A 22814-nucleotide genomic window follows, 5' to 3' on the forward strand; every position below is an offset into this window, starting at 1 on the left:
GGGCCGAGGGGCGGGCAAAGGGCGAGGGCGATCGGGCGGTTGGGGCATGGCAAGTTCGGTTTCAGCCCAAAATTTGGCGGCCATCCCGAGCCAATCTCAAGATCGGGATGGCTGGCATTTTACTGGCCAGAGTTGGGGCGCGGCAAATGGTCGATCGCCCAATTCAGTTGTTTAATGGCTCCCCACAACAGTGCCACATCATTTTGGGAAGGATTTGCCCGCTGCAAGATTCGCCGCAATTTTTCCATGCGACTGCTGGCCGTGTGGGGATACAAAAAGCCCGATCGCAACAACAGATCTGCCAAATCTTGATGGAAATGCTCTACTTGCTCAAACGGGGCCAGGGCGATCGGCTCGGGGGCCACTTGGGGGTGAAGAGCAACCTCGGGGCCAGGGCTGGTTTCTGGGGCTGGGCGGGCCCACTCATAGGCACAAACCGCCACCGCTTGGGCCAAGTTCATAGAGGGATAGTCATCACTGGTGGGAATGCGGATGAGTTGTTGGGCATATTTCAGCTCGTCGTTGGTTAAGCCCCGATCTTCCCGCCCAAAGACCAACGCCGCCGATCGCCCGGCCCGCAACCAGGGCAAGGCCGCCGCCGGTTCCCGCACCGGCACAGGAGAATCCCAATCTCGCCCGATCGTGGCTCCAACCCGATCGCACCCGGCCAAGGCCTCGGGCAAGCTGGCCACCTCGATCGCTTCCTCCAGCAAATCCCGTGCGTGGATGGCCATTTGCAGGGCTTCGCGCCCCAGTCGATCACATTGGGGATTCACCAACACCAGCCGCCGCAACCCAAAATTCTTCATCACCCGCGCGACGGAACCCACATTCAGCGGCCCGGCCGGTTCCACCAGCACGATCGTTAAAGACATGGTTCAAGAAAGGTAAAAATCAAAAGGCAAAAGGCAAAAAACACAGAGAAATAGAACGGCTAGCCCAAATTTTCCTTTTTCCTGCTCCCTTCTTCCTTTTTCCTTTTTCCTTTTTCTCCGCACCCTAGGGGCCCTGTAGCCTTCGCCAAGTCCATTGGCCGTCCGGCTGTCGATGCCAACGCAGCAGTTGGGCTGGCGACTCGCCACCGTAGGGATCCGCCGACTCGGGCAGCCGACCCAGGGCCCGACGCGGCGCAATGGTGGCCAGGGCGATCGCCTGTTCCGGGGTGCAAAGTTGCCAACGAATCAGGTTCAAAACCCCTTCCAACAGGCTGAGGGTTGTGCCCGACAAAGTGCCATCGGACAGGCGAGCTGTGCCGTTTTTCACCTCAATGGTGCGTTCATCCCAAGGATAGATTCCGTCGGGCAACCCCAAGGGAGCCAAGGCATCGCTCACCATAAACAGCCCCCTGGGGCCCTCGCTGGCCCGCAACAGCACTTGCAACATGGTGGGACACACATGCACCCCATCGGCAATGAAGCCACAGCGCACGCCTGATCGAACAATGGCCGCACCCAAAAGACCCGGTTCCCGATGGTGCAGTGGCGGCATGGCATTAAAAGCATGGGTGACCATGGTGGCTCCCCGATCGAACGCGGCCATGGCTTCCGCTGCCGTGGCCTGGGAATGGCCAAGGCTGACGGTAATTCCGCGCGATCGCAGCCAATCGATCGCCTCGCCCGTGGGATCCAATTCCGACGCGAGGGTCATCTTGGCCACCTGGGCCGCGTGGGAGCCAACCACCGCCGCCACCTGATTGACCGTCAGGGGCAACAGGAATTGCTGTGGATGGGCCCCGCGCTTTTGTGGATTCAGGAACGGCCCCTCAAGATGTGCGCCCCAAATTTCTGCCCGATCGCCCGCTGGGTATTGGGTTCGGTAGTCCTGATAGGCCGCCAGCGTGGCCAGGCTTTGGTGAACTTTCTCGATCGCCGTGGTCACAATCGTGGGCAAAAACGCCTGCACCCCTTGCCGCCACAGCAATTGGCAAATGCGATCCACTTGGGGCAAATCGGCTAAGGTCAGGTCTGGAAAGGCCAAACCCAAGGCCCCGTTAATTTGCAAGTCCACCCCACCGGGCGAGAGCCAATCGCCATGCAGGTCGATCGCATCGGCATTCAGCAGCGTGTCCGCCCGATCGCCCACCCCAAAAATCTTGGGATCGTGGGGGTCAATTTCCGCCACCAACCCCCGATCGTCGCAGGTCAGGTCATAGAGTCCCGGTCGATCGATCAGTCGGGCGCGGTGGATGCGTCGATTTTGCCAATGGGTCATCGATCAATCATGATTGGGTGGCTTTGGCGGAAGCTCAGAAACTGAAGCTCAAAAATCGGGTCTATATCAGGTCTAAATCGAGTCTGAATCGGGTTGATCACACCAGCTTGGTGCTGTGCGATCGCGCCAACGCCTTAAATTTGAACAGGTTAACCGACTCTTTCCCCCTGCACAACCATGGCCACCACCGCCTCCCCCCTGATTGGCATCATCATGGGCAGCGATTCCGACCTGCCCACCATGGAAGCCGCGATCGCCGTTTGCGAAGAATTTGGCATTCCCACCGAAGTGGCGATCGTCTCTGCCCACCGCACACCCGATCGGATGGTGAATTATGCCAAAACTGCCGTTGATCGGGGCTTGAAAGTGATTATCGCAGGCGCAGGCGGCGCAGCTCACTTACCCGGCATGGTTGCCGCCCTGACGGTGTTACCGGTGATTGGCGTGCCCGTGAGCACCCGCCAACTCAGTGGCGTAGATTCCCTGTATTCGATCGTGCAAATGCCGGGGGGAATTCCCGTGGCCACCGTCGCGATCGGGAATGCCAAAAACGCCGGCCTGTTGGCGGTGCAAATGTTGGCGGCCCATGACCCAGAGCTGCTGGCTAAGGTGCAAGCCTATCGGGACGGCTTGCGGCAAATGGTGGAAGACAAACAAACCCAGCTCGATCGCCTTGGTTACCGGGCCTACCTGCAACAGGGTTAATTAGCGGCTGAGAACCAGAGCCAAGAAACAGAGCTGAGAAACAGAGCCGAGGAAGCATGGCTCGATCTCCCCGGAGGCCTGGGCAAAGACCTCAATCGCTTCATGGACTCCGGGGCGGCGACAGGACTTGTATCAAATTTGACTTCTAAAATTTTCTCAAAAACGTAAAACCTGAGTCTCTCTGGTATCGGTTAATCATCGGTGAACTCGTGTTCTATGGCCTGAGTTAGCGATCGGCTTTTGGGAGATTTGCACGATTTTAGGGGCGATCGGGTCTAGGATGGCCGCTCAACCATCCCCCGTGGATTACTTCGCTCCTTGCATTGATCGCGATCACTCATGCCAATTGATATTTTGATGGCAATGACGTGATTGGGATCATGCCCAATTAATAAGTTTAAAAATTTGATAAAGTTTCGTCTGATCTTGAGCTGTTCCTAAATTTTCCATGAACAACTGTTCGATTATCATCGAGCTGGTGTGCTCAAGGGACAGCCACAAACTCCACACTCTCCACAGCCACGTTCTCCACAGCCTTCTTTCCCTGCGAAAGATTGTCACGCTCTTCCCTTCTAGCCAGTCCCGATCGTTTCAAAATCAGACACTGAATCAGACTCTGAACGTGCTGATTGGGTTCCCCGTCTATCAATCCATCTGCCCCCTCTGATGCGTGGTTTGGTTGGGGTTCTGGGACTTTGGGTCACTGGTTCTGATCGCTTCAATCAGTTTGATTTATCGCAAGATTTCCGCGATCAATAGCCTGTAGGGGGCAATCCCCTTGAATGGTTTAACTCCCTCTCAAATCGATGGTTTCACCCCCAATTGCTGAGACCCATGATGAAGCCGCTTGGCCTATTTGGCAACGGCAGATCAGTGACTTCTGACTGCTCATGACTTATAGATTTGTTCTGTTTTTATCATTTTCAATTGTTTTTTTGTCAAATCATGTTCGCTTTGATACGCAAGGCTTCTGTTTTTTCGATGATCTGTGCCAGGATCCGTTTAGGGGTTTTCGTGATTTTTAATCAACTCTGCCGCTCGCAGATTTTTGACACATTTCTAAATCAATTCCATCGAATAACTCAATTGTGTACTCGGTTTGATGATGGATAGACTTCTAACCCGATTCTGGCTTTAGTGCTGGCTGACTTTTAACGCTGTCGGTGATGAATTACAGGTCAGTTACAGACAGGTTGCAAATCATTAACGCATCAGCCCGATTCCTTGTAATTTTCTTTTGGGATCAGTGATTTCAAGTCCCATAAAAACGGGAATAGTTATTTAGGGGAACTTGGATTTAGCAATGATTTTGATCTTCAGTTTATGCCTGGAAATTGGACTGAATTCCAGGCGCTCCAAGGGCTTGGCCGTGAGGCATTTATGGGAAACCTGAAGGGCCGGTGCAGGATCTGACTTGGTGGCGTTGATTGCCGATTCTGTTGTTGCCATGCTGGTAATAATTATGACGGAGTTTGCGGGGGGAAAGGGGGATGCAAGGGCTGTTGGCGGAGAGATGGAAAGGGTGCAGAGGTTATGGAGCGATTGTCGGAGGTCAAGCCGTTTGCGACTGGTTTGCAACCGCAGGGAGTGCAGTTGGTAATGGATCAAGAAACTGCTCAAGCGAATGAGCGGGCCCTGCGAACTTTAGAGCGGGCAATTGTGTTGTCAGAGGGTCAGTTTTCTCTGGTGTTAGTGCGTTGTAGTTATGAGCGCTTGCGTCAGAGTGTGTTGGATTGGGTGGCCGATCGCTCGGGAGAGGGGCAGCCGTTCGATCGGGTGACTTGCCTGGTGGTTCCGCCCACCATCAAAACGCTCTATCCGTTGGTGGCGGCAATTTCGGATCCCTGTCCGCCCCGGGCGGTGATGGTGCTGGGGCTGGAGATGGCGGAGTCGCTGGATACGGTGTTTGCGCTGGCGAACCAGATGCGCGATCGCTTCAAGCAGTTGCCGTTCCCGATCGTGTTGTGGCTGACGGATGAAAGCCTGGACAAGCTGAAGCGGGTGGCTCCGGATCTCAAGAGCTGGGCCGCCACGCCGGTTCGGCTGGAGATGGACACGCAGGGGGTGATTGACTTTTTGCGGGAGCGGGCCAGTCAGGCGTTCGATCGGGCCTTTGCGGCTTCGGCGGGCTATTCAATCTATCAACTGCCGCCGGCCTTGGCGGAGGCCCGCCACCGGCAGGAGCTGGCGGCGGCGCGGGCGGACTTGGCCAAACGGGGTGTGCAGTTGGATGTGGATTTGCTGGCTAGTGTGGAGTTCCTGGAAGGGTGGACGGCCATGGGCCGGGGGGACTATGAGCTAGCGCTGAAGATGTTTGGCAATGCGTTGGACAGTTGGCAAACCTTGGCCCAAGCCTTGCGCCCAGCGGCCGCCAATACCAACGCCAACGCCAACGCCAACGACAACGCCAACGCCAATGAGCCACCGACCGCTGCGAACACAGAGGGGGCGATCGCCCTGCCCCGGTTGCCCATTTCCCCGATCGAAGCCCAAGTTCGTTCAGGCCTGTTGCGGTTTTATGTGGGGTTTTGCCATGCACGCTTAGCCCTGGGCAACAGCAATCCCGTGGAATTGCCGGAAAGCCAGTCGGCCCGGGCCCAGCGCTGGCGACTGGCTCGAGAAGCGCTACAGGCCTGTGCGGATTGTTTCGCAGCGCTCGATCGCCCCGATCTCACGGCCAAGTTCATTGGGTCATTGGGGGAAGTGCTCCAAGAACTCCACGACTGGTTGGGGCTGGAGCAGTTGGCCCAGGTGGCAACGGCGCTCCATGGCGCACCGGATCATCCGGGGAACCGGGCTGAGTTGGCTCGGGACTGTTGCTTTTTGGCGGAAGTGGCCCTGGTGCAAACCCGCTGGGAACAGGCCTGCGAGTGGGCGGAGCGGGCCTTGAACCATCTGTCCCATGCCAGTGCCCATGACCCAACGGCCCTGGGGCCCGATCTGTTGCGGGCGGTGCGGTTGCGCCAAAGCCAAGCTTGGTTTCTGTTGGGGGAAGCCAATTGGCATTTGGGGCGCTCTGGTTTGGCCATCAGCCATTTGGAGCGGGCCCGGGCCACGGTTTGGAACTTCGAGCAACCCCAGTTGACAGTGCGGTTGTTGTCGCGGTTGCGGGAGGTTTATTTCCAGCAAACCCGCTACCTGGATGCGTTCCGAACGAAGCAAGAACTGCGGCGCGTGGAACACCAATGCAGTTGGTTAGCGTTTATTGGCGCGGGCCAACTGCAACCGCAACCGGCGGCCCTGGTGGACGATGGCATGGTGTTGCCGGTGGCGGCCCCGGAAATTGCCGCCTCTGGCCGCCAAAAAGATGTGGAAAATTTGATCGCTCGCTTGGCCCGGGCCGATCTGAAGCTCACGGTGGTGCATGGTCATTCGGGGGCGGGCAAGAGTTCGCTGCTGAAAGCCGGTTTGGTGCCGGAGTTGCATCGGCGGGCCTTGGGCGATCGGGATGTGTTGCCGGTGACGATCGAGGTTTACACGGACTGGATCGCAGCCACGGAAAATGCCCTCGATCGAGCGGCTGACCAAAAGGGTCTCGACAACGATCGCACCCTCACCACTTGGGATGACCTGGCGATCGAGGCAAATATTGCCCTGCCCAGTTTGGATCTGTCGGTCAACAGCCAAGGGCTACGGTTGCGGGCCCTGCTCGATCGGCTTCAGCAGTTGAGCCAGCAAAACTTCGCCATCATTCTGATCTTTGACCAGTTTGAGGAATTGTTTTTCCACTGGCCCACGGTGGTTGATCGCCAGCCCTTCTTTGAGTTTCTGCGCGATTGCTTGAATGTGCCCTACGTCAAACTCATCATCTCCATGCGGGAAGATTACCTGCACTTTCTGCTGGAGTGGGAACGGGCCACGGACTTGTCAATCATTGACGACAACGTGTTGGCCCGCCAGGTTCGCTATTACGTGGGAGACTTTTCGCCCGCCGATGCCCGTGCCACGATCCAAAGCCTCACGGAGCGATCGCGCCTGGGCCTGGAACCCGACCTGATTGATGCCCTAGTGGGTGAATTGGCCCGCGAAACCGGCGAAGTCAACCCGATCGAGCTGCAAGTGGTGGGGGCCCAACTCCAGGCCGATCGCATCGTCACCCTGGCCGAATACCAGCGGGAATATGGCTCCAAAGAAGTGCTCGTGGAGCGCTACTTGGAAAACACCATTCGCGACTGCGGCCCCGAAGGCGAAAACATCGCTCGCGAAGTGTTATTCCTGCTCACCGCCGAAAATGGCACTCGCCCCCTCAAAACCCGCACCGAGCTAGCCGTTGAACTGGGAGCCAGCGATGGGCAACTGGAACTGGTGTTGAACATTTTGTCCGGAGCCGGTTTGGTGGTCATGTTCCGGGAGTCCACCGCCGACTTCTATCAACTGGTGCATGACTACCTCGTCACCTTCATTCGCCAGCAACGCCAAGCCGACGAACGGGCCCGCTATCGTCTCACCCAGTCCCAACTGAACGCCATCCTCAAAAAACGAATTCAGGAACTCTATGCCGCTGGCGCAGTGCTCGGAATTTTGTTTTTGTCGTCCTCCAGCTTTGCGGTGTTGTTGGGGGCCGATGAAATCAGCGCCCAAATTGATGCCAGCACCGCCGTTTCGGAGGCCCTGATTGGTTCCAACCAGCCCTTTGAGGCCCTGCTCTCGGGTCTTCAGGCCTGGCAGCAACGGAGCCAACGTCAATGGCTGCTGTGGGCCAAACCCAATGCCCGCTTGGCCACGGAGCTGAAGGTGGGAGCCAGTTTGCAGCAGGCCCTCAAGCATGTGCGGGAGGTGAACCGAATTGAAGGGCGCTTGGGCCATGTGGAAACGGTTTGGGACGTGAGTTTCAGTCCCGATGGGCAATTTCTGGCCACGGCCAGCAGCGATCGCACCGTGCGGTTGTGGCAGCGCAGCGGAGAACCCCTGGCGGACAACCAAGGGCGACCGATCGTGCTGAACCATGAAGGGGCCGTGACCAACGTGGTGTTCAGTCCCGATGGGGAATTTTTGGCCACCAGCACCGGCAAGCGGGGAACCGCTGGCAAATTGCGACTGTGGAACAGGACGGGCAAATTGGTGCGGGAATTGGGTGAACATCCGGCCCGCATCAACAGCGCCGCCTTCAGTCCCGATGGGCAACTGATCGCCACGGCCAGCGACGATCGCACCGTGCGCCTGTGGAACCTTCAGGGCCAAGTGGTGCGCCAACTGACCACCCACGGCGGCCCCGTGCAATGGGCCAGCTTCAGCCCCGATGGGCAACTGATCGCCACGGCCAGTGACGATCGCACCATCAAGCTTTGGAACCTGGACGGCCAAGAACTCGCCACCCTTCGCGGCCATGGCAACAGCGTCATGAATGTGACCTTCAGCCCCGATGGTCAATTCCTCGCCTCCGCCAGCCTGGACAAGACCATCCGCATTTGGACCCGATCGGGCAAACCCGTGCGCATGTTATCGGGACACCGGGATGGTGTCTTAAGCGTGGCCTTCAGTCCCGATGGGCGCTATTTGGCTTCCACCAGTGAAGACAAAACCATTAAATACTGGACGTTTTGGGGCAACCTAGAACAAAACTTCGCTGGCCACACCGATCGGGTCACCAGCGTGGCCTTCAGTCCCGATGGGTCTACCCTGGTCACCAGCAGCTACGATCGCACCGTTCGGTTTTGGCGTTTGCAGCCGGAATCGATCACCCAAATCACGGCCCACACCGATCGCATCTATGGCGTAGACATCAGCCGCGATGGGCAAACCATCCTGTCCGCCAGCCGCGATCAACAGGTGAAACTGTGGGATCGCAACACCTACCGCCCCACCCACTTCCAGGATCCCGGCGGTGGGGTGCGAGTGGCCGCCTTCAGCCCCGACAGCCGTTGGGTTTTGGTGGGCAGCAACGATGGGCGGGTGCGGCTTTGGTCGCGATCGGGCCAACTGCAACGGGTCTTTGCCGATGAACTGGTGCTGCGGAACAACCCGATCGAATCCAACAACATTTCCAGCGTGGCCTTCAGTCCCGATGGCAAACTGATCGCCGCCACCTATCGCAGTGGTCGCGGTTACCTGTGGCAACCGGACGGCAAACAGGTGGCCGCCTTCAAGCTCACCTCCAGCGACGATCGCGCCAAACGACTCAACAGCATCACCTTCAGTCCCGATGGTCGCATCCTGGCCACGGGTGGAGATGATGCCCTGATTCGGCTTTGGACGTTGCAAGGGGAACCCATCCGCACCCTCGCGGGCCACAGCAGCTTTGTGAATGATGTCACCTTCAGTCCCGATGGGCGTTACATCGCTTCCGCTGGAGACGATAGCACCGTCCGCCTGTGGAGTGCCAACGGTTCCTTGCTGCAAGTGTTGGGTCATGGGGATGCGGTCAACAGCGTGCGGTTTAGCCCCAATGGTCAGTTTTTGGCCGCCGCCAGTTGGGATGGTTCCGTGACCCTTTGGAGTCTGGATGGCAAGATGATCAAGGTTTTTCGGGAGCACAAATCCGGCGTGGGCGGCGTGCGGTTCAGCCCCGATGGCAAGCTGCTGGTATCGGGAGGGTTTGATCAGCAGTTGGTGATTCGCGATTTGGACTTGGAAAACTTGCTCGATCGCAGTTGTCGTTGGCTTCAGGATTACCTGCGACCCAAGGGCGAAGCGGCGGGCAACTTGACGCAACTGGCGCGGGCCTGCCGCAATCGCTTTCGCCCCTAGTCGATCGATCCAATCAGGCCAATCCAGCAAATCAAGCGAATCGATCCCCAGCGAATCGATCGACTGGTAAATCCAGCCCTTGCTACTGAATCGACTAAATCGACGGCCTATCCAACACCAGATCCCGCGCATTCTCGCGCATTCCCACGCATTCCCGCGTATCCCCTAGGGCAGCATCGTGGCGGCGGCAGCTCGCATCTTGGAAAGGGCAGTCCGTTCAATTTGGCGAATCCGTTCCCGGGTGAGGTTCAAATCTGCCCCGATCGCCGCCAATCGGGCATCCCCTTGAATTAAGCCAAACCGCCGCATCACCACCAGTCGCTCCCGTTGATCCAACAGGCCCAGCAGGGTCACCAACGCGGCGCGATCGTCCACCGCATCCAACACATGATCCAGATTCACACTGGCATCGGGAATCAGGTCGATCGCATGGTCAGAATCGCAATGATTCGTCAGCGGCGCATCCAAACTCTTGGGCGGCCGACCATAGGCTAACAACGTCTGCAATTCCGTAACCGTCAGCTCCATCGCCGCCGCCACCTGTGCCGTGGTGGGCGGGTGGCCCAACTGCCCCGACAGTTGAGCCGTCACCTTCCGCACCTTGCGCAGGCGATCGTTCACCTGAATCGGTAGCCGAATCGTCCGGCTTTGATTAGCCAAGGCCCGCGCCACCGCCTGCCGAATCCACCAAGTGGCATAGGTGCTGAACTTGTAGCCCAAGCGCTCATCAAATTTTTCGGCAGCGCGATCCAGCCCCAAGCTGCCCTCCTGAATCAGATCCAGCAAATCCAGGCCCCGACCGGTGTAGTGCTTGGCAATGGACACCACCAGCCGCAAATTAGCCGCCACCAGCCGCGCCTTGGCCTGCCGCCCTCGCCGGGCGATCGCCTTGGCCCGCGCAGACTGGGGCTGATCTCGATCGCGCAGGGATTGCCAAGCCCGAATGGCCGCACCCAGTTCTCGCTCCTGTTCCGTGGTGAGGAGGGGAATTCGCCCAATTTCCTGCAAATAGACGCGCACCGTGTCAAAGTCAAGGGTTTTACGCATGATCGTGAGTGCTTCTTGCTTGCGACTTGCCGAAAAAGACTGCTAGCAATCCTCAGTCATCCCCAAAGGCAGCTCCAGAGATTGCCCCACAGACATCCTCACAGGCAGCCCCACAGGCAGCCCCGCGAGAACGGTCACTGAGGGACGAGTTTGTAACGCCAGCTTGGTGAATAGCGTTCGCTCTGGAGGCGACCTTGATTGGTGACTTCGATTGGCGACTTTGATTAATGTACAATATTCGTACAGATATCACAAGGCTAAAATCTGCGCAAAAAATCCTCAACGAAAAACCCTCAGCCCAGAGTCCTCAACGAAAAATCCTCAACGAAGCCGATCGCCCTTGGGGAGAGGGCAGTCATGACTTTGAGCGTGAGTTTGAGCATGTTCAAGGATGGATGTCCCCTCAGCGAGAAGGTAGTGATCAAGGTAGTGAGCATCGATCGCCCTACTCGCTGGTTGAGCTAGCTAATCACCAAATAAAAAGCGGGAGCCATCATTCACTGGCTCCCGCTCCGTCATCTCTACCAATATTTTTTTTTGCAACAAGTTTTGCAACAAAAAGCTGAGGGGATAGATCATCCCCACTGGCAAGCTTCTACAGGTTGCCGCCCCGGAAGGCCAAAATAAACACAATTACCGGGCCGGCAATCACTAGAAGTGCCAACGTGGTCAGTTGCCCCACCACCAACCAGTTAATGCCGCCGATCGCATCCGTCAGTGCTTCCATAGTCTTCCCAGTCCCTTTAGGTCTTGAAATCGGTTTTGAGTCGTTTTTGAGTCATTGATGATCTGAGACGCTCTGGATCATGAATGACTCGTTGATGCTCTGATCAGGGTCTGATCATGGGCCGAGTGGCTGGGCCAAGCTGGTTTCTAAGCCAGATGTTGCCACCCATCATTGCGAAAAATCGATTCAATTATCCTACGGTTGGCGACTCGGGAGATTTAAGAAAGTTTACAAAAATCCATCTCGACTCCCATGAAGCGGCTGGGGTTGTCTGCGGGCCGGCCGTGGGCTGGCGAAGTTGACCCGATCGCCCAATCCCCATCGAGCCTGAACGCATCCGTTTGATAGAATATCTCCGTTCGGGCGCTCGCTCGGTGGCATGGCCTGAGCGCGCTGTGTTGGAAAATACGGAAAAATCCTATGACGATCGCCTTTCAACTCGTTCTTTTTGCGCTGGTTGCGTTGTCGTTGGTCTTGGTTGTGGGTGTGCCAGTGGCCTATGCACTTCCCCAAAGCTGGGATCGTTCCAAGCCCTTGCTGTACCTGGGTTCCGGTGTTTGGTTCCTGTTGGTGATTGCGGTAGCCGTTTTGAACTTCTTTGTGGCTTAGGGTTCGATCGCAGCCGCTACCACAAGTCAAACCAATACCAATAGCCATTCAAACAGTAGCCCTGAGCCGCTGTGCAAGGTTAAAAGCAAGGTTGATGGGGGCGATCGCTTGCCCCTAATTTGTTTTGGCCAAATTTCTTGGCGAATTGAGTTTCTTGGCCAATTGAGTCCAGTTTTGAGTGCAACATGGCTGTTTTTGAAGGAAGTTTCGATCGCGCTGGATCACAACGATTTGCCATCGTTATTGGCCGCTTTAACGACCTGATCACCAGCAAATTACTGGCCGGTTGCCAAGATTGCCTCAAGCGCCATGGGGTGGATATTGACCCCCAAGGCCGCCAGGTGGACTATGTTTGGGTTCCCGGTAGCTTTGAAATCCCCACCGTTGCCCGCCAATTGGCCCTCAGTCAGCGTTACGATGCCGTGATTTGCCTGGGCGCAGTGATTCGCGGCCAAACGCCGCATTTTGATTACGTTTGCGCAGAAGTTTCTAAGGGAATTGCCGCCGCCAGCTTCCAAACCGGTGTGCCGGTTGTGTTTGGCATTGTTACCACGGACACGATGCAACAGGCTTTGGAGCGGGCAGGCATTAAGAGCAACTTGGGTTGGAACTATGCCATGAGCGCCCTGGAGATGGCGAGTTTGATGGCACAGGTGCGGACTGTGGCTCCGGCGGTTGACGCACCCCCGATCGCCCTAGGATCTTTGCCTCCCACCCTCTCGGAAGCCTAAAACCCCCAAACCCAAATTGTCGCGTGATCAATTGTGGGTTGATCGCGCGATTAATTCATGATTAACCAGCATGAACGGGTATTAACGAGTAACAATTTGCTCGATCGCCTGCTTCAGTTCTTCGGCACTGAGATCCGTGATCACAAAGACTTCTTGAATTGTTTTGCCCTTGCGTGCAATTAACTTGTAGCCGCCTCGGATCGGTACGGAAACTTTGAGCTGTAATTGGGGGCTGTTGCTGCGACCATGGGAGAGCACGGCCGGCGTGATGGTGCTGATGCCCGCCACTTGGGTTAGCTTTTCCAAAATCGGAATTAGCCCATCCAAATGAGTGGAATGGTTCCAAACCAGTCGCCCTGAAGTGGGGGCAGCTTTGGCTTTTTTGGCGTTTTTGGGGGACTGGTCTGGCTCGGGCGATCGGGAATTGGCTTGGGGGGCAGGAATGGCGGTGGTGGGTTGTTTTTTGGATTTTGCCATGACGTTAGGCGCTGAATTTAGGCGCTTTCTAGGGGAGCCATGGTTAGTCCTTCGCGGCTCAGTTGTTGGTGATAGAGTTCTGCTTGTTCTTGGGGGCCAACCCAAACAATGGCTTGTCCTTCGTTATGAATTTGATAGGTTAATTTCCAAGCCCGATCGGTTGTCATATTTGGAATATATTTCGACAAGCAATTGGCGACGTGATTGAAAGTGTTCACGTCGTCATTCAAGACAATTACTTTATAGTTTGGATAGGTTTTGCGGACGGTTTGATCGGTTCGTTCAGGAGTCTTGACCGGGGCTGTGGTGGCAGCCCGATGCAATGGTTGAGGGGCGAGCACAGCAGTCATAGGGGCGATCGAGCGGTAGTTTTGCGGGGACAGAAAGCAGCGATCGGTTGAGCCAAATACGCAATGATCAGACTGATGCAAATTGTAACAAAATGATTTGGATTCGCGGCTCGATCGCGCCACTAGCGATTGCCCGCCCGATTCAATGCCAAATTCAACAATTGCTCGGCAATGCGGCGAGCAGCTCCGGGCGGGCCCAACCGTTGCCGGCCATTATCGATTTTGACCTGCCATTGGGTTGAATCTCGAAGTAATTGCTCGATCGCCCCCGGGAGTTCCGTTGGCTCCTGAATCCAAGTGACGGAGGGGCCCAACAGGCGGGTTTGGGCCTCCGCAAAAGCGGGGGTGAATTGAGGCCCGTTGCCCGACAGCGTAATGGCCGGTTTGCCCAAGCCCACCACCTGTTCCGTGGCTGTGCCGGCCGTGGCGATCGCGAAGTGAGCCGCCTTGGCCCAATCCCAAAACCGATCGCTAGCCAGCTCCAACTGGGCCAACCCGCAATGCCATTGTTCCCCGGTGCTCGATCGCCAGCCGGCCTGCTGAAGGGCCTGCTGAAGCGGCGCACGATCGATTCCAGGGGCGATCGCCGCCTGCAACATCACCACCCGTTGGGCCAAATCGGGCCAGGCTTGCAACGCCGTCAACATGCGTCGCCAATTGTCCAGCACCTCTGGAAAACGTGACCCCGGCAACAGCAACACGCGCAAGGGTGACCCCGGCTCCGGCCGAGCGCAATCGGGCAAATCTCCCGTGAAGCCGTCCATCATTGGATTGCCACAGTCAAAGGTGCGATCGGGCAGCCAGCGCCGCAAAATCTGAGCCGTCAGTGTGTCGCGCGGAAACAAACCCCGACAGCGCGATCGCCCCATCAACCACCGTTCCCAGGGCAGATAAACCGAACCCGACCAGCCCTCCCAACGCCGGGATCCCAAAAACTGCCCTTGACTATCCCGCAGGTAATATTCCGATTTGGCCGTGCCCACAAAGCCATAGGGCGCACCGCTGGCCCAAGCAAACAACAGGGGCACAATGTCACCCACCGCCAACACCAACAGCGGTTCTTTGCTGGTTGCCCGGTGTGTTTGCACCCACTGCCGCACCGATCGCCACTGTTGCCAAGTCAGGCCCACCAGCCCCCCGCGCATGTCCCGCAGCAGTTGGCCCGCATCCATATAAACAAAGCCGCCCGACGGCAGGGTTTTCACTTCGCCAATAATCGGGATTCCGGCGCGTCGGTAGGCGTTTCCTTCTCCCACCAGTGGCAAAGCGAATCGATCGGGCTGGGTGGGCAACTGTGCAAAGGCTTGCAGAATTTGCACCGCGATCGCGTCTTCACCATGGCCATTGCTGATGCACAGAAGCTTCATGGCACGAACCGATCGTTCAGCCGTTTTGGCACAACAACATCCATCAGGATCATTCAGCTCAAAAGACTAGTTAGCTCAAAAAACTAAGCTCAGGATCAAAGCGGGCGGCGGGAATCGAACCCGCAACGACAGTTTGGAAGACTGTAGTTTTACCACTAAACTACGCCCGCGAAGGCTGGTGGTTGGGTTTTTGGCAACCCGGGCAACCATTCTATCAGAGCCAAGGCCGATCGCACCGTCTCCGGTCAATTTAATTTCGGTCTGGCTTTGGCCACCCGATCGGGGGCTGGGCGGTGGTGAATGTTTGGCGGCGGAGAGGCTGGCGCTACGTGATGATGGGGGGCGATCGGGTGGACTAGGTTAGATTGGCGGTGGCGCGGTTGGTGAGGCGAGGGCAATGGCGAACCGGTGGGGCTGGTTGTTGGCGGTGGGGCTGTTGGGGCTACCAAGTTCAGCAGTGTCCGGGTTGCCCTTGGTTGGTGGTTTACCAGTGGCGCAAGCAAACCGCAATTCTCCCCAAAAACAGGAAGCTGATCGCCTTCTTCAGCAAGGCATTCAACAATATCAAACCAGTCAAGTTCGTGAGGCGATCCAGTCCTGGGAGGCCGCCTTGCAGATTTATCGCACGCTTCGAGACCGCCAAGGAGAAGCCAACGCCCTGGGCAATCTGGGTATTGGCTACTATTCCCTCGGGCAATACCAGCGGGCGATCGACTTTCACGAGCAACACCGGGTGATCGCACGCGAGATCGGCGATCGCCGAGGAGAAGCCAACTCCCTGGGCAATCTGGGCAATGCCTACTATTCCCTCGGACAATTCCAGCGGGCGATCGACTTTCACGAGCAACACCGGGCGATCGCTCGCGAGATCGGCGATCGAAAAGGAGAAGCCAACGCTCTGGGCAATCTGGGCAATGACTACGATTCCCTCGGGCAATACCAGCGGGCGATCGAATATCACGAGCAATCCCTGGCAATCGATCGCGAGATCGGCGATCGCCAAGGAGAAGCCGCCTCCCTGGGCAATCTGGGCAATGCCTACGATTCCCTCGGGCAATACCAGCGGGCGATCGACTTTCACGAGCAATCCTTGGCAATCCAACGCGAGATCGGCGATCGCAATGGAGAAGCCAGCTCCCTGATCGGTCTGGGCAATGCCTACCGATCCCTCGGGCAATACCAGCGGGCGATCGACTTTCACGAGCAATCCCTGGCGATCGCTCGCGAGATCGGCGATCGGCAAGGAGAAGCCGCCTCCCTGGGTAATTTGGGCAATGCCTACCTTTCCCTCGGGCAATTCCAGCGGGCGATCGACTTTTACGAGCAATCCCTGGTGATGGTACGTGAGATCGGCGATCGCCAAGGAGAAGCCAACGCTCTGGGCAATCTAGGCAATGTCTACAATTCCCTCGGGAAAGTCCAGCGGGCGATCGACTTTTATCAACAAGCCTTAGCCTTAGCCCAAGCTGTTCAGAGTCGAGAGACTGAAAGAATAAACCTAGGTAACTTAGGAAGAACGTTTCAAAAGCAAGAGCAAACTGAAGCAGCGATCGCCTTTTACAAGCAATCCGTCAACGTCACCGAAAGCATTCGCCAAGAGATTCGCGGACTCGATCGCACTCTCCAACAGTCCTACACCGACAGCGTTGCCAACACCTACCGCCGCCTTGCCAACCTGCTGCTCACCGAAGGGCGACTGCTCGAAGCCCAAGAAGTACTGGACTTGCTGACCTTGCAAGAAATTCGGGAATACAACCGAGGCACTCGTGCCACCGTCAACACCCAAGGACAAGTCGAATACACCAAACTCGAAGCGCAAATCATTCAAGAACATGGCAGCCTGATCGAATTTGATCGAAAAGTGCTGGAATGTGAACAACCAGAAAATAATTGCGCCGACAAAGCCCGCTTGGTGCAACAACGCGATGCCTTGAATCAAGAATTCTTACAAACAATCAAAAAAGCTCAACTTGACAGCCAAGCACGGCAACGCAACGACGAAAGCACCGAAAATCCAACCCTGTTGGCCCGCAAAGCTGCCGAGATTGTGCGACAACAACCGGGCACAATTTTGATTCAAACCTTTGTGCAACGGGAAAAAGAAACCGACAACAAAAAAGGCAAACTATGGCTGCTGTGGGTGGCAGGCAACACGGCCGGCAAAATCGATCGCGAAATTGATTCCCTCGACTTTGCCAACACCGTCCGCGACTTCCGCGATGCCCTCAGCCGCCCCGACGGCGACCCCGCCAAAATTCGGCAACTGGGCCGCAAACTCTATGACTGGTTGATTAAACCGCTGGAATCAGAACTACAGCAAAACCAAATTCAACACCTGATTTTTCGGCTCGATCGGGAACTGCGCTACATCCCGATCGCCGCCCTCCACGACGGCAACCAATTCCTGATCGAACGCTACACCGTCGCCAACATCCTGACGATCGCCACCACCAACACCACCGATCGCCGCAGCACCACCCCCGAGGGCGATCGCATCCTGGCCCTGGGCAAAACCGAAAACTATGGCGACTTTGGCCCCTTGCCCCACGTAAAAGACGAAATCGCCGCGATCGTCCGCAATCCCGCCCAGGGCAACAGCGGCCTCTACCCCGGCGATGGCTATCTCGATCGACAATTCACCCTGGATGCGCTGCAACAAAACCTCTACGGCCGCCGCCTGCTGCACATCGCCACCCACGGCAAATTCAGCCCCGCCGGGATTACGGAATCCTATTTGCTGCTCGGCGATAACGGTCGGTTGGCCATGTCCGATATCCATAGCCTGACGCATCTCGATGGGCTGCACTTGGCGGTGCTGTCCGCTTGCCAAACGGGTCTCAGCGGCGATCCCGCAGGCGATCTCGATCGCTCCGACGGTCGGGAAATCAACAGCCTGACCCACGCCTTCACAGCCGAAGGCGGCGCAAAGGCGATCCTGGCCAGCCTGTGGAACGTGAACGATCGCTCCACCAGCCTGCTGATGCGGGAGTTCTATCGCCGCCTCGCCGCCGATCCCAAACTGACCAAAGCCGAGGCCTTGCGCCAATCCCAAATCGCCTTTTTGAAAGGGGAACTGACCCGATCGGGCGATGTAGACAACCCCGCCCACCCGTTCTATTGGTCGCCCTTTGTGCTCACGGGCAATAGCTGGTGAACCACAGTGGGGATGATGGGGTGCGATCGCCCCAAACCAGCAGCTAGATTGTGGCCAGGTGTTCTGCAATCTTGGTTCATGAAGTCCTGGCCGCCGTTGACTGACTATCGCCGCGCATTGGATCGGTTGCCGATCGACCGGCCGTTGACCCCAGAGGAAGCGATCGAGCTGCTGGAATTGCGCGATCGGGTGGCGGCGGAACTGGCCCAGACTCCCGATCGGCTCACTCCGGCACTGGGGCGGCAATTGTGGTGGTTGGATCTCCAATTGCGCGGCTGGAGCGATCGGCTCCTGGTCGCGTTGGAGTCCGCCCCCACCGATCGCCAAGCCGAGGTCGATCGCCTGGTGTATGCGCGATCGCTCATCCCCAGTTCCCAGCGGTGGGAGCGGTTCGACCCATTTGCCAATCTGCTGAGTGCGGTCTTTTTGACCGGCTCGACGGGCTTGATTGTGGATATCGCCGCCAAGTTTTTTGTGCCGGGGGTGGATTGGTTTGGGTCGTTGGCCGTGGCGGGTCAAAGCGTGATCGCCCTGGTCACGGGCCGCACCCTGGTGACGGAAACGGGCCAAACCTGGCTGAAACGGCAGCTCATTCGCTACGGCTTCGGCGATCGCTACTGGCAAGAGGCGGGCTGCTTGGGTTCCTTGGCACTGTTGGGGTTGCTGATTGCGGTGCGTCAGGTGGGATTTCCGTTGCTGGCGGAACAATACACCCGCTGGGGCGAAAAAGCTTATAAAGAGAACCGCTTGGCCACGGCGGGGGAATGTTATGAGCGGGCGCTGCTGTTTCAACCTGAGGAGATCGAGGCGCGTTACTTGGCGGGGCGGTTGGCCGATGAAGTCAGCGAACCGGAGCAAGCCCAACAGCACTATCGATTAGTCCTCAAAAATCCGCCAGAGAAAACCGCCAGCTCGGAAGATTGGCAATTTTATCTGCAAGCGGCGAGCAACTTGTCACGGCTGTATCTGTTGAAAAAAGACCCGGAACAGGCAGCGGTGATTGCTCAGTTGGCGGTGCGGGCTAGCGCACCCATGCCCAAGGATCCCGCCTTGGACGATGGGCTTTATGGTCTCTATAAAAATCTCGGTTGGGCCCGGTTTGCTCGGGGGCGCTACGAGGAGGCAGAATCGTGGCTGGAAAAGGCGATCGCCCTGGAACCTTTCATCAACCGCTCCGATCGCGCCGCCGCGGCCCATTGCCTGATGGCCAAAACCTTGGATGGGTTGCAGGACTATCGATCGGCCTTGCCCCACTGGGAACGGTGCGCCAACGATGCAGCTCAACTGGGCACACCGGAAGGAGATGCCTGGCAAGGGCAAGCGGGCGATCGACTCGACCAGCCCAATGCCAAGCCGCCGAAGTCTGCTAATCCTGCCAATTCTGCGTACTAGCTCACAACCATGATTCGACCTCGTCTGTTGTTGCTGACCGGTTGCCTGCTGAGTGCGATCGCCCCAGGCCATCCCGCGATCGCCCAAACCAGCTACAGCCTGGATAGCTGCCGAGGGGATGTGAGATTAACGCGATCGGGCCAGCGGGAAGAGCGGCTGACGTGCCCAACCGGGCGATCGCTGGCGGCGGCGGATCAGTTGCGGCTGCAAGGGCGGCGCAGTTGGGCCAATGTGCGCTGTCCGCAGGGATTGGTGCGCTGGGATGAAGTGCGCCAATCGAGATCGGTGGCGGAGATTTGCAATCCATCCGGCACGATCAGCCGGAGTACGGGCACTCGCAACGGCGACTCGGAACTGTTGGCGATCGCGACTTGTGAGTTTGTCCCCAAAACCTACTTTCTGCCCCGGCTGGAGTTGTTTTCCTGGCCCAGGGTGGACAATGCCCGCCGCTATCAGGTGGAATGGGGCGATCGCGATCGCGAGGTGGTGATTTGGCAAACTAGCACCACCGCCACCCAACTGCGCTATGGCGGCCCCCGCTTAACCGGTCGGCGCTATGGCTTGCGGGTAACGGCGATCGGCGCGAACAATCAGCCCATCAGCACCTACACCTTGAATCACGTTTTGCCCCTGCCCAATGAGTCAGCCCAAACATTTGCGAGCGATTGGGCGGAAGTGACGGGCGATCGCACCCTAATGCCCGATGGCCAGCGCTGGGCCCGGGTGGATTTGGCCCTGTCGGTCAGTCGGGCGGAGGGCGATCCGGAGCTGTGGTGGACGGTGGTGCAGGAACTGTCGCCGGAAGCCGACACCAAAAATCCCACGGCGCATATGCGCTTGGCGTTGGCCTATTTGTATCTGAATCGGGGCACGGAGGCGCAATGGATGGCGCGGCGGGCCTTGGCTGCAATAGGGCGATCGCCTTCAGCGGCGCGGGCAGAGGCGTTGATCATGTTGGCGAAGGCTTCGACGGTAATTAACGACCATCCCGAAGCGATGCGGGCGATTACGGAGGCGCGATCGATCTATCAAGGGTTATCAGACACCAACCAAGTAGAGGCGATCGATATGGTGACTGAAGACCTCCGCGATCGCGCCACCACGCCTTGCAACCAATCGCAGTGATCGCCTTGGCTAGACTGGGAGTGAGCAGCATTTGCGGAGGATGCCTATGTCTGTTTCGCCTGTGATCGCCTCGTCGTCTGATCCGGTGATTGACTCAGGGTCTGGGGCGATCGAACCAATCGTATGTTTTAGGTCAGTTGGTCGATTAATGACTGAATAGGAATTCTGAGTTCAGGAATGTCTTGAGTAGCTGTGAGCCAGACTGTTTCGAGATCAACACCAAAATAGTGATGAATCAACTTATCTCTCATGCCTGCCATTTGACTCCAAGGAATTGACGATTGTTGATCCCGTAATTCCAATGAAATCTGCTTAGTTGCTTCGCCAATAATCTCCAGTTGACGAATTACACCATCTTGAATCAGTGAATTTTTCAAAAACTTTTCTTTGTCAATTCCTTGCAAATAGAGACTTATTTTCTGAATGGCATCGAGAATGTGTTGCAAATAAATCGAGTCATTGAATTTTTTCATGATTTACAAAGTCTAATTTTTGAGAATCTTGATTTGCGTCGTAAATAATCTTTAATTCGCTCAGAATATCATTTCGCAGATAGGGAGAAATTGCGCCTTCGGTGAGGAGATCAACTGGGCGATCGAGGGCGGCGGCGAGTGCTTGTTCGAGGGCAATGCAAGCTAACAAGCTAGTGGGGCGATCGAAGGTCACCACTAAGTCAATGTCGCTGTTGTCGGTGGCTTCGCCTCGGGCCATGGAACCAAACAGACCGATTTTGCAAACATGGTGCGCTTGGCAAAGGGTGATCAGGCGATCGACATCAAAGGGCAAGGGCGGCATGGGGCGATCGAGCGGGGTGGTTGCTGTCTAGTGTATCGGGCGGGAAATGGCAGCGGCTAGACTGGGAGTGAGCAGCATTTGCGGAGGATGCCTATGTCTGTTTCGCCTGCGATCGCCTCGTCGTCTGATCCGGTGACTGATTCAGAGGCTGGGGCGATCGAACCGGTCACTGATTCGGCGGCTGAGGCAACCACTGCGGAAGGTCGCAATCCGGCTTCCCCTTGGTTCGATCAGTTTGATCAAATTGTTTGGCCGTCTGCTGATTTAGACAGTTGTGAGCTGCCCTTGGAATCTGATCTGCATCTTTTCCAAATTATTCTGTTGTTGCAATGTTTGCAGTGGGCTTGGCGCGATCGCCCCAATTTCTATGCGGCGGGCAACCTGACGATCTATTACAGCCCTAACCAAAAGAAGAGTGAATATTTTCGGGGGCCGGACTTTTTCGTGGTGTTGGGGGTTGAGCCGCATCCGCGCAAAAGTTGGGTGGTGTGGAACGAAAATGGTCAGTATCCCCACGTGATTATTGAGTTGTTGTCGCCTTCGACAGCGGAGATCGATCGCGGCGAGAAAAAGCAAATTTATCAAGATATTTTCCGCATCCCTAATTATTTTTGGTTTGATCCGCAGGGGGGTGAAGAACTGGCGGGGTTTCAGTTAGTGAATGGGCGGTATGAGGCGATCGCCCTGAATGATCGCGGGTGGCTGTGGAGCGAGCCGTTGGGGTTGTATTTGGGTTGCCACGAGGGGCGGTTGCGCTTTTTTAGTGCGGCGGGGGAGTTGTTGCCCACGCCGGAAGAGTCGGCGCTACAAGCGGAGGCGGAGTTGGCGCGGGTGCAAGCGGAGGCGCGATCGGCTGAGGAGCGTTGGCAACTGGAGCAGGCCAAGCGTCAGCAACTTGCGGATAAGTTACGGGAGTTGGGCGTTGATCCGGATGCGTTGGGGTGAGTGGCGTTGGCGTGATGTTGCTGATTTGTTGTTAAGCGGTGGCGTGGGTATCTTGTTCGTTGGGCTGATTGTCTCGATCGGCGATGAGTTGCTGTAGGGAAATTTTCTGGGCTGGAGTGGTTGACTCGTTAGGTGGCTTTTGAGCGATTTGAGTCTCAATTTCTTCGAGGGAAAGAATGGGTAATTCAAAGGCTTCTTTGAACCATTGAATGAGTTGCAACAGGTCTTCGGCGGAGGAGCCAACAACGGTGACGGGGGCTGGACTGATTTTGAGAATTTGGTGGTTGCGATCGCAGAAGATTTCGCGGATGGAGTGGCGACCTTGGCGATCGCGGAAGACTCGATAAGTCCAAAGCATCGTTTAGTCTCCTATTAATGGTGATGGCTGGTGATTGTGGCGCTGCTAATGATCGATAGGTTAGATTGGCGGCGGTGATTTTGGTGAGGCGGGGCAATGGTGAAGCGGTGGGGATTGGTGGGGGCGTTGGGCTG

At 56.8% G+C, this 22814-nt stretch carries 20 protein-coding genes and 1 tRNA gene; 10 read left to right on the top strand and 11 right to left on the bottom strand.

The genetic code is table 11. The features are described from left to right. Window positions 1–119: 119 nt before the first annotated feature. Both AMR42_RS07950 and nagA read right to left on the bottom strand, forming a co-directional pair. Window positions 120–875 (bottom strand): RNA methyltransferase, encoded by a 756-nt coding sequence (locus tag AMR42_RS07950; RefSeq protein ID WP_099532923.1) that lies wholly within the window; start codon window positions 873–875, stop codon window positions 120–122. A 124-nt stretch (window positions 876–999) separates the two neighbouring features. Then, on the bottom strand, window positions 1000–2211 hold the full coding sequence (gene nagA, locus AMR42_RS07955) for an N-acetylglucosamine-6-phosphate deacetylase (RefSeq protein WP_099532924.1): 1212 nt from the start codon (window positions 2209–2211) through the stop codon (window positions 1000–1002). A gap of 177 nt (window positions 2212–2388) precedes the next feature. On the opposite strand from nagA, the gene purE reads away from it, so the two are divergent. Next, the gene (gene purE / locus AMR42_RS07960; RefSeq protein ID WP_099532925.1) at window positions 2389–2916 is read left to right on the top strand and encodes a 5-(carboxyamino)imidazole ribonucleotide mutase; all 528 of its coding nucleotides are present in this window, start codon (window positions 2389–2391) and stop codon (window positions 2914–2916) included. Window positions 2917–4449: 1533 nt separating this feature from the next. Further along, window positions 4450–9603 carry a WD40 repeat domain-containing protein gene (locus tag AMR42_RS07965; RefSeq protein WP_234406820.1) on the top strand — a complete coding sequence of 1718 codons (5154 nt, stop codon included), beginning with the start codon at window positions 4450–4452 and terminating at the stop codon, window positions 9601–9603. A 165-nt stretch (window positions 9604–9768) separates the two neighbouring features. Here the strand turns inward: AMR42_RS07965 and AMR42_RS07970 are convergent, their stop codons facing one another. Continuing rightward, a complete protein-coding gene (locus AMR42_RS07970) occupies window positions 9769–10650 on the bottom strand; it encodes an RNA polymerase sigma factor RpoD/SigA (protein WP_099532927.1) in 882 nt (293 codons plus the stop codon). Window positions 10651–10877: 227 nt separating this feature from the next. On the opposite strand from AMR42_RS07970, the gene AMR42_RS19795 reads away from it, so the two are divergent. Further along, entirely contained in the window at window positions 10878–11216 is a 339-nt protein-coding gene (locus AMR42_RS19795; RefSeq protein WP_143472984.1) for a hypothetical protein, read from the top strand. Window positions 11217–11245: 29 nt separating this feature from the next. On the opposite strand, the gene AMR42_RS07975 is transcribed toward AMR42_RS19795, so the two are convergent. Further along, entirely contained in the window at window positions 11246–11377 is a 132-nt protein-coding gene (locus tag AMR42_RS07975) for a photosystem II reaction center protein Ycf12/Psb30 (protein ID WP_099532928.1), read from the bottom strand. 420 nt (window positions 11378–11797) lie between these two features. Between AMR42_RS07975 and psbZ the strand changes: the two genes are divergently transcribed. Both psbZ and ribH read left to right on the top strand, forming a co-directional pair. Next, window positions 11798–11986: a photosystem II reaction center protein PsbZ gene (gene psbZ, locus AMR42_RS07980; protein ID WP_099532929.1), complete on the top strand. Its 189-nt coding sequence runs from the start codon at window positions 11798–11800 to the stop codon at window positions 11984–11986. A gap of 185 nt (window positions 11987–12171) precedes the next feature. Beyond that, complete coding sequence (gene ribH, locus AMR42_RS07985) at window positions 12172–12717, top strand: 6,7-dimethyl-8-ribityllumazine synthase (protein ID WP_099532930.1); 546 nt, start codon at window positions 12172–12174, stop codon at window positions 12715–12717. 81 nt (window positions 12718–12798) lie between these two features. Here ribH and AMR42_RS07990 read toward each other — a convergent pair whose 3' ends face one another. The 4 genes from AMR42_RS07990 to AMR42_RS08005 form a co-directional block, all read right to left on the bottom strand. Further along, entirely contained in the window at window positions 12799–13068 is a 270-nt protein-coding gene (locus tag AMR42_RS07990; RefSeq protein WP_234406825.1) for a DUF2103 domain-containing protein, read from the bottom strand. Between the two features lie 143 nt (window positions 13069–13211). Further along, window positions 13212–13544, bottom strand: coding sequence for an ATP-dependent Clp protease adapter ClpS (gene clpS / locus AMR42_RS07995; protein WP_099532939.1), 333 nt, complete (start codon window positions 13542–13544; stop codon window positions 13212–13214). Window positions 13545–13666: 122 nt separating this feature from the next. Then, window positions 13667–14911 (bottom strand): lipid-A-disaccharide synthase-related protein, encoded by a 1245-nt coding sequence (locus tag AMR42_RS08000; RefSeq protein ID WP_099532932.1) that lies wholly within the window; start codon window positions 14909–14911, stop codon window positions 13667–13669. Window positions 14912–15010: 99 nt separating this feature from the next. Next, a tRNA-Gly gene (locus tag AMR42_RS08005) sits at window positions 15011–15081 on the bottom strand. Window positions 15082–15089: 8 nt separating this feature from the next. On the opposite strand from AMR42_RS08005, the gene AMR42_RS19800 reads away from it, so the two are divergent. The 4 genes from AMR42_RS19800 to AMR42_RS08020 all read left to right on the top strand — a co-directional run bounded on the left by AMR42_RS19800 (window position 15090) and on the right by AMR42_RS08020 (window position 20582). After that, the gene (locus tag AMR42_RS19800; RefSeq protein ID WP_143472985.1) at window positions 15090–15275 is read left to right on the top strand and encodes a hypothetical protein; all 186 of its coding nucleotides are present in this window, start codon (window positions 15090–15092) and stop codon (window positions 15273–15275) included. A gap of 33 nt (window positions 15276–15308) precedes the next feature. After that, window positions 15309–18065, top strand: coding sequence for a tetratricopeptide repeat protein (locus tag AMR42_RS20330; RefSeq protein ID WP_158234400.1), 2757 nt, complete (start codon window positions 15309–15311; stop codon window positions 18063–18065). A gap of 78 nt (window positions 18066–18143) precedes the next feature. Further along, window positions 18144–19457, top strand: a complete 1314-nt coding sequence (locus AMR42_RS08015) for a tetratricopeptide repeat protein (RefSeq protein WP_158234401.1) — start codon at window positions 18144–18146, stop codon at window positions 19455–19457. A 9-nt stretch (window positions 19458–19466) separates the two neighbouring features. After that, window positions 19467–20582, top strand: coding sequence for a hypothetical protein (locus AMR42_RS08020; protein ID WP_099532934.1), 1116 nt, complete (start codon window positions 19467–19469; stop codon window positions 20580–20582). 128 nt (window positions 20583–20710) lie between these two features. On the opposite strand, the gene AMR42_RS08025 is transcribed toward AMR42_RS08020, so the two are convergent. Then, window positions 20711–21055, bottom strand: coding sequence for a DUF86 domain-containing protein (locus tag AMR42_RS08025; protein ID WP_099532935.1), 345 nt, complete (start codon window positions 21053–21055; stop codon window positions 20711–20713). Then, entirely contained in the window at window positions 21039–21377 is a 339-nt protein-coding gene (locus AMR42_RS08030; RefSeq protein ID WP_099532936.1) for a nucleotidyltransferase family protein, read from the bottom strand. The genes AMR42_RS08025 and AMR42_RS08030 overlap by 17 nt, the downstream gene beginning before the upstream one ends. Window positions 21378–21470: 93 nt before the next feature. Between AMR42_RS08030 and AMR42_RS08035 the strand changes: the two genes are divergently transcribed. Continuing rightward, window positions 21471–22322 (top strand): Uma2 family endonuclease, encoded by an 852-nt coding sequence (locus AMR42_RS08035; RefSeq protein WP_099532937.1) that lies wholly within the window; start codon window positions 21471–21473, stop codon window positions 22320–22322. A gap of 31 nt (window positions 22323–22353) precedes the next feature. Here the strand turns inward: AMR42_RS08035 and AMR42_RS08040 are convergent, their stop codons facing one another. Then, a complete protein-coding gene (locus AMR42_RS08040) occupies window positions 22354–22680 on the bottom strand; it encodes a hypothetical protein (protein ID WP_099532938.1) in 327 nt (108 codons plus the stop codon). Window positions 22681–22814 lie beyond the last annotated feature (134 nt).

It is taken from the genome of Limnothrix sp. PR1529 (assembly GCF_002742025.1).
Taxonomy (GTDB): Bacteria; Cyanobacteriota; Cyanobacteriia; order CACIAM-69d; family CACIAM-69d; genus CACIAM-69d.

Coding starts and splice junctions, on each gene's coding strand:
- AMR42_RS07975 (WP_099532928.1), bottom strand. CDS start 11,377: ATGGAAGCACTGACGGATGCGATCGGCGGCATTAACTGGTTGGTGGTG.
- clpS (WP_099532939.1), bottom strand. CDS start 13,544: ATGACTGCTGTGCTCGCCCCTCAACCATTGCATCGGGCTGCCACCACA.
- AMR42_RS07970 (WP_099532927.1), bottom strand. CDS start 10,650: ATGCGTAAAACCCTTGACTTTGACACGGTGCGCGTCTATTTGCAGGAA.
- AMR42_RS08040 (WP_099532938.1), bottom strand. CDS start 22,680: ATGCTTTGGACTTATCGAGTCTTCCGCGATCGCCAAGGTCGCCACTCC.
- AMR42_RS08000 (WP_099532932.1), bottom strand. CDS start 14,911: ATGAAGCTTCTGTGCATCAGCAATGGCCATGGTGAAGACGCGATCGCG.
- AMR42_RS07950 (WP_099532923.1), bottom strand. CDS start 875: ATGTCTTTAACGATCGTGCTGGTGGAACCGGCCGGGCCGCTGAATGTG.
- purE (WP_099532925.1), top strand. CDS start 2,389: ATGGCCACCACCGCCTCCCCCCTGATTGGCATCATCATGGGCAGCGAT.
- AMR42_RS08030 (WP_099532936.1), bottom strand. CDS start 21,377: ATGCCGCCCTTGCCCTTTGATGTCGATCGCCTGATCACCCTTTGCCAA.
- AMR42_RS07965 (WP_234406820.1), top strand. CDS start 4,450: ATGGAGCGATTGTCGGAGGTCAAGCCGTTTGCGACTGGTTTGCAACCG.
- psbZ (WP_099532929.1), top strand. CDS start 11,798: ATGACGATCGCCTTTCAACTCGTTCTTTTTGCGCTGGTTGCGTTGTCG.
- ribH (WP_099532930.1), top strand. CDS start 12,172: ATGGCTGTTTTTGAAGGAAGTTTCGATCGCGCTGGATCACAACGATTT.
- AMR42_RS08015 (WP_158234401.1), top strand. CDS start 18,144: ATGAAGTCCTGGCCGCCGTTGACTGACTATCGCCGCGCATTGGATCGG.
- AMR42_RS08020 (WP_099532934.1), top strand. CDS start 19,467: ATGATTCGACCTCGTCTGTTGTTGCTGACCGGTTGCCTGCTGAGTGCG.
- nagA (WP_099532924.1), bottom strand. CDS start 2,211: ATGACCCATTGGCAAAATCGACGCATCCACCGCGCCCGACTGATCGAT.
- AMR42_RS08025 (WP_099532935.1), bottom strand. CDS start 21,055: ATGAAAAAATTCAATGACTCGATTTATTTGCAACACATTCTCGATGCC.
- AMR42_RS20330 (WP_158234400.1), top strand. CDS start 15,309: ATGGCGAACCGGTGGGGCTGGTTGTTGGCGGTGGGGCTGTTGGGGCTA.
- AMR42_RS08035 (WP_099532937.1), top strand. CDS start 21,471: ATGTCTGTTTCGCCTGCGATCGCCTCGTCGTCTGATCCGGTGACTGAT.
- AMR42_RS19795 (WP_143472984.1), top strand. CDS start 10,878: ATGTACAATATTCGTACAGATATCACAAGGCTAAAATCTGCGCAAAAA.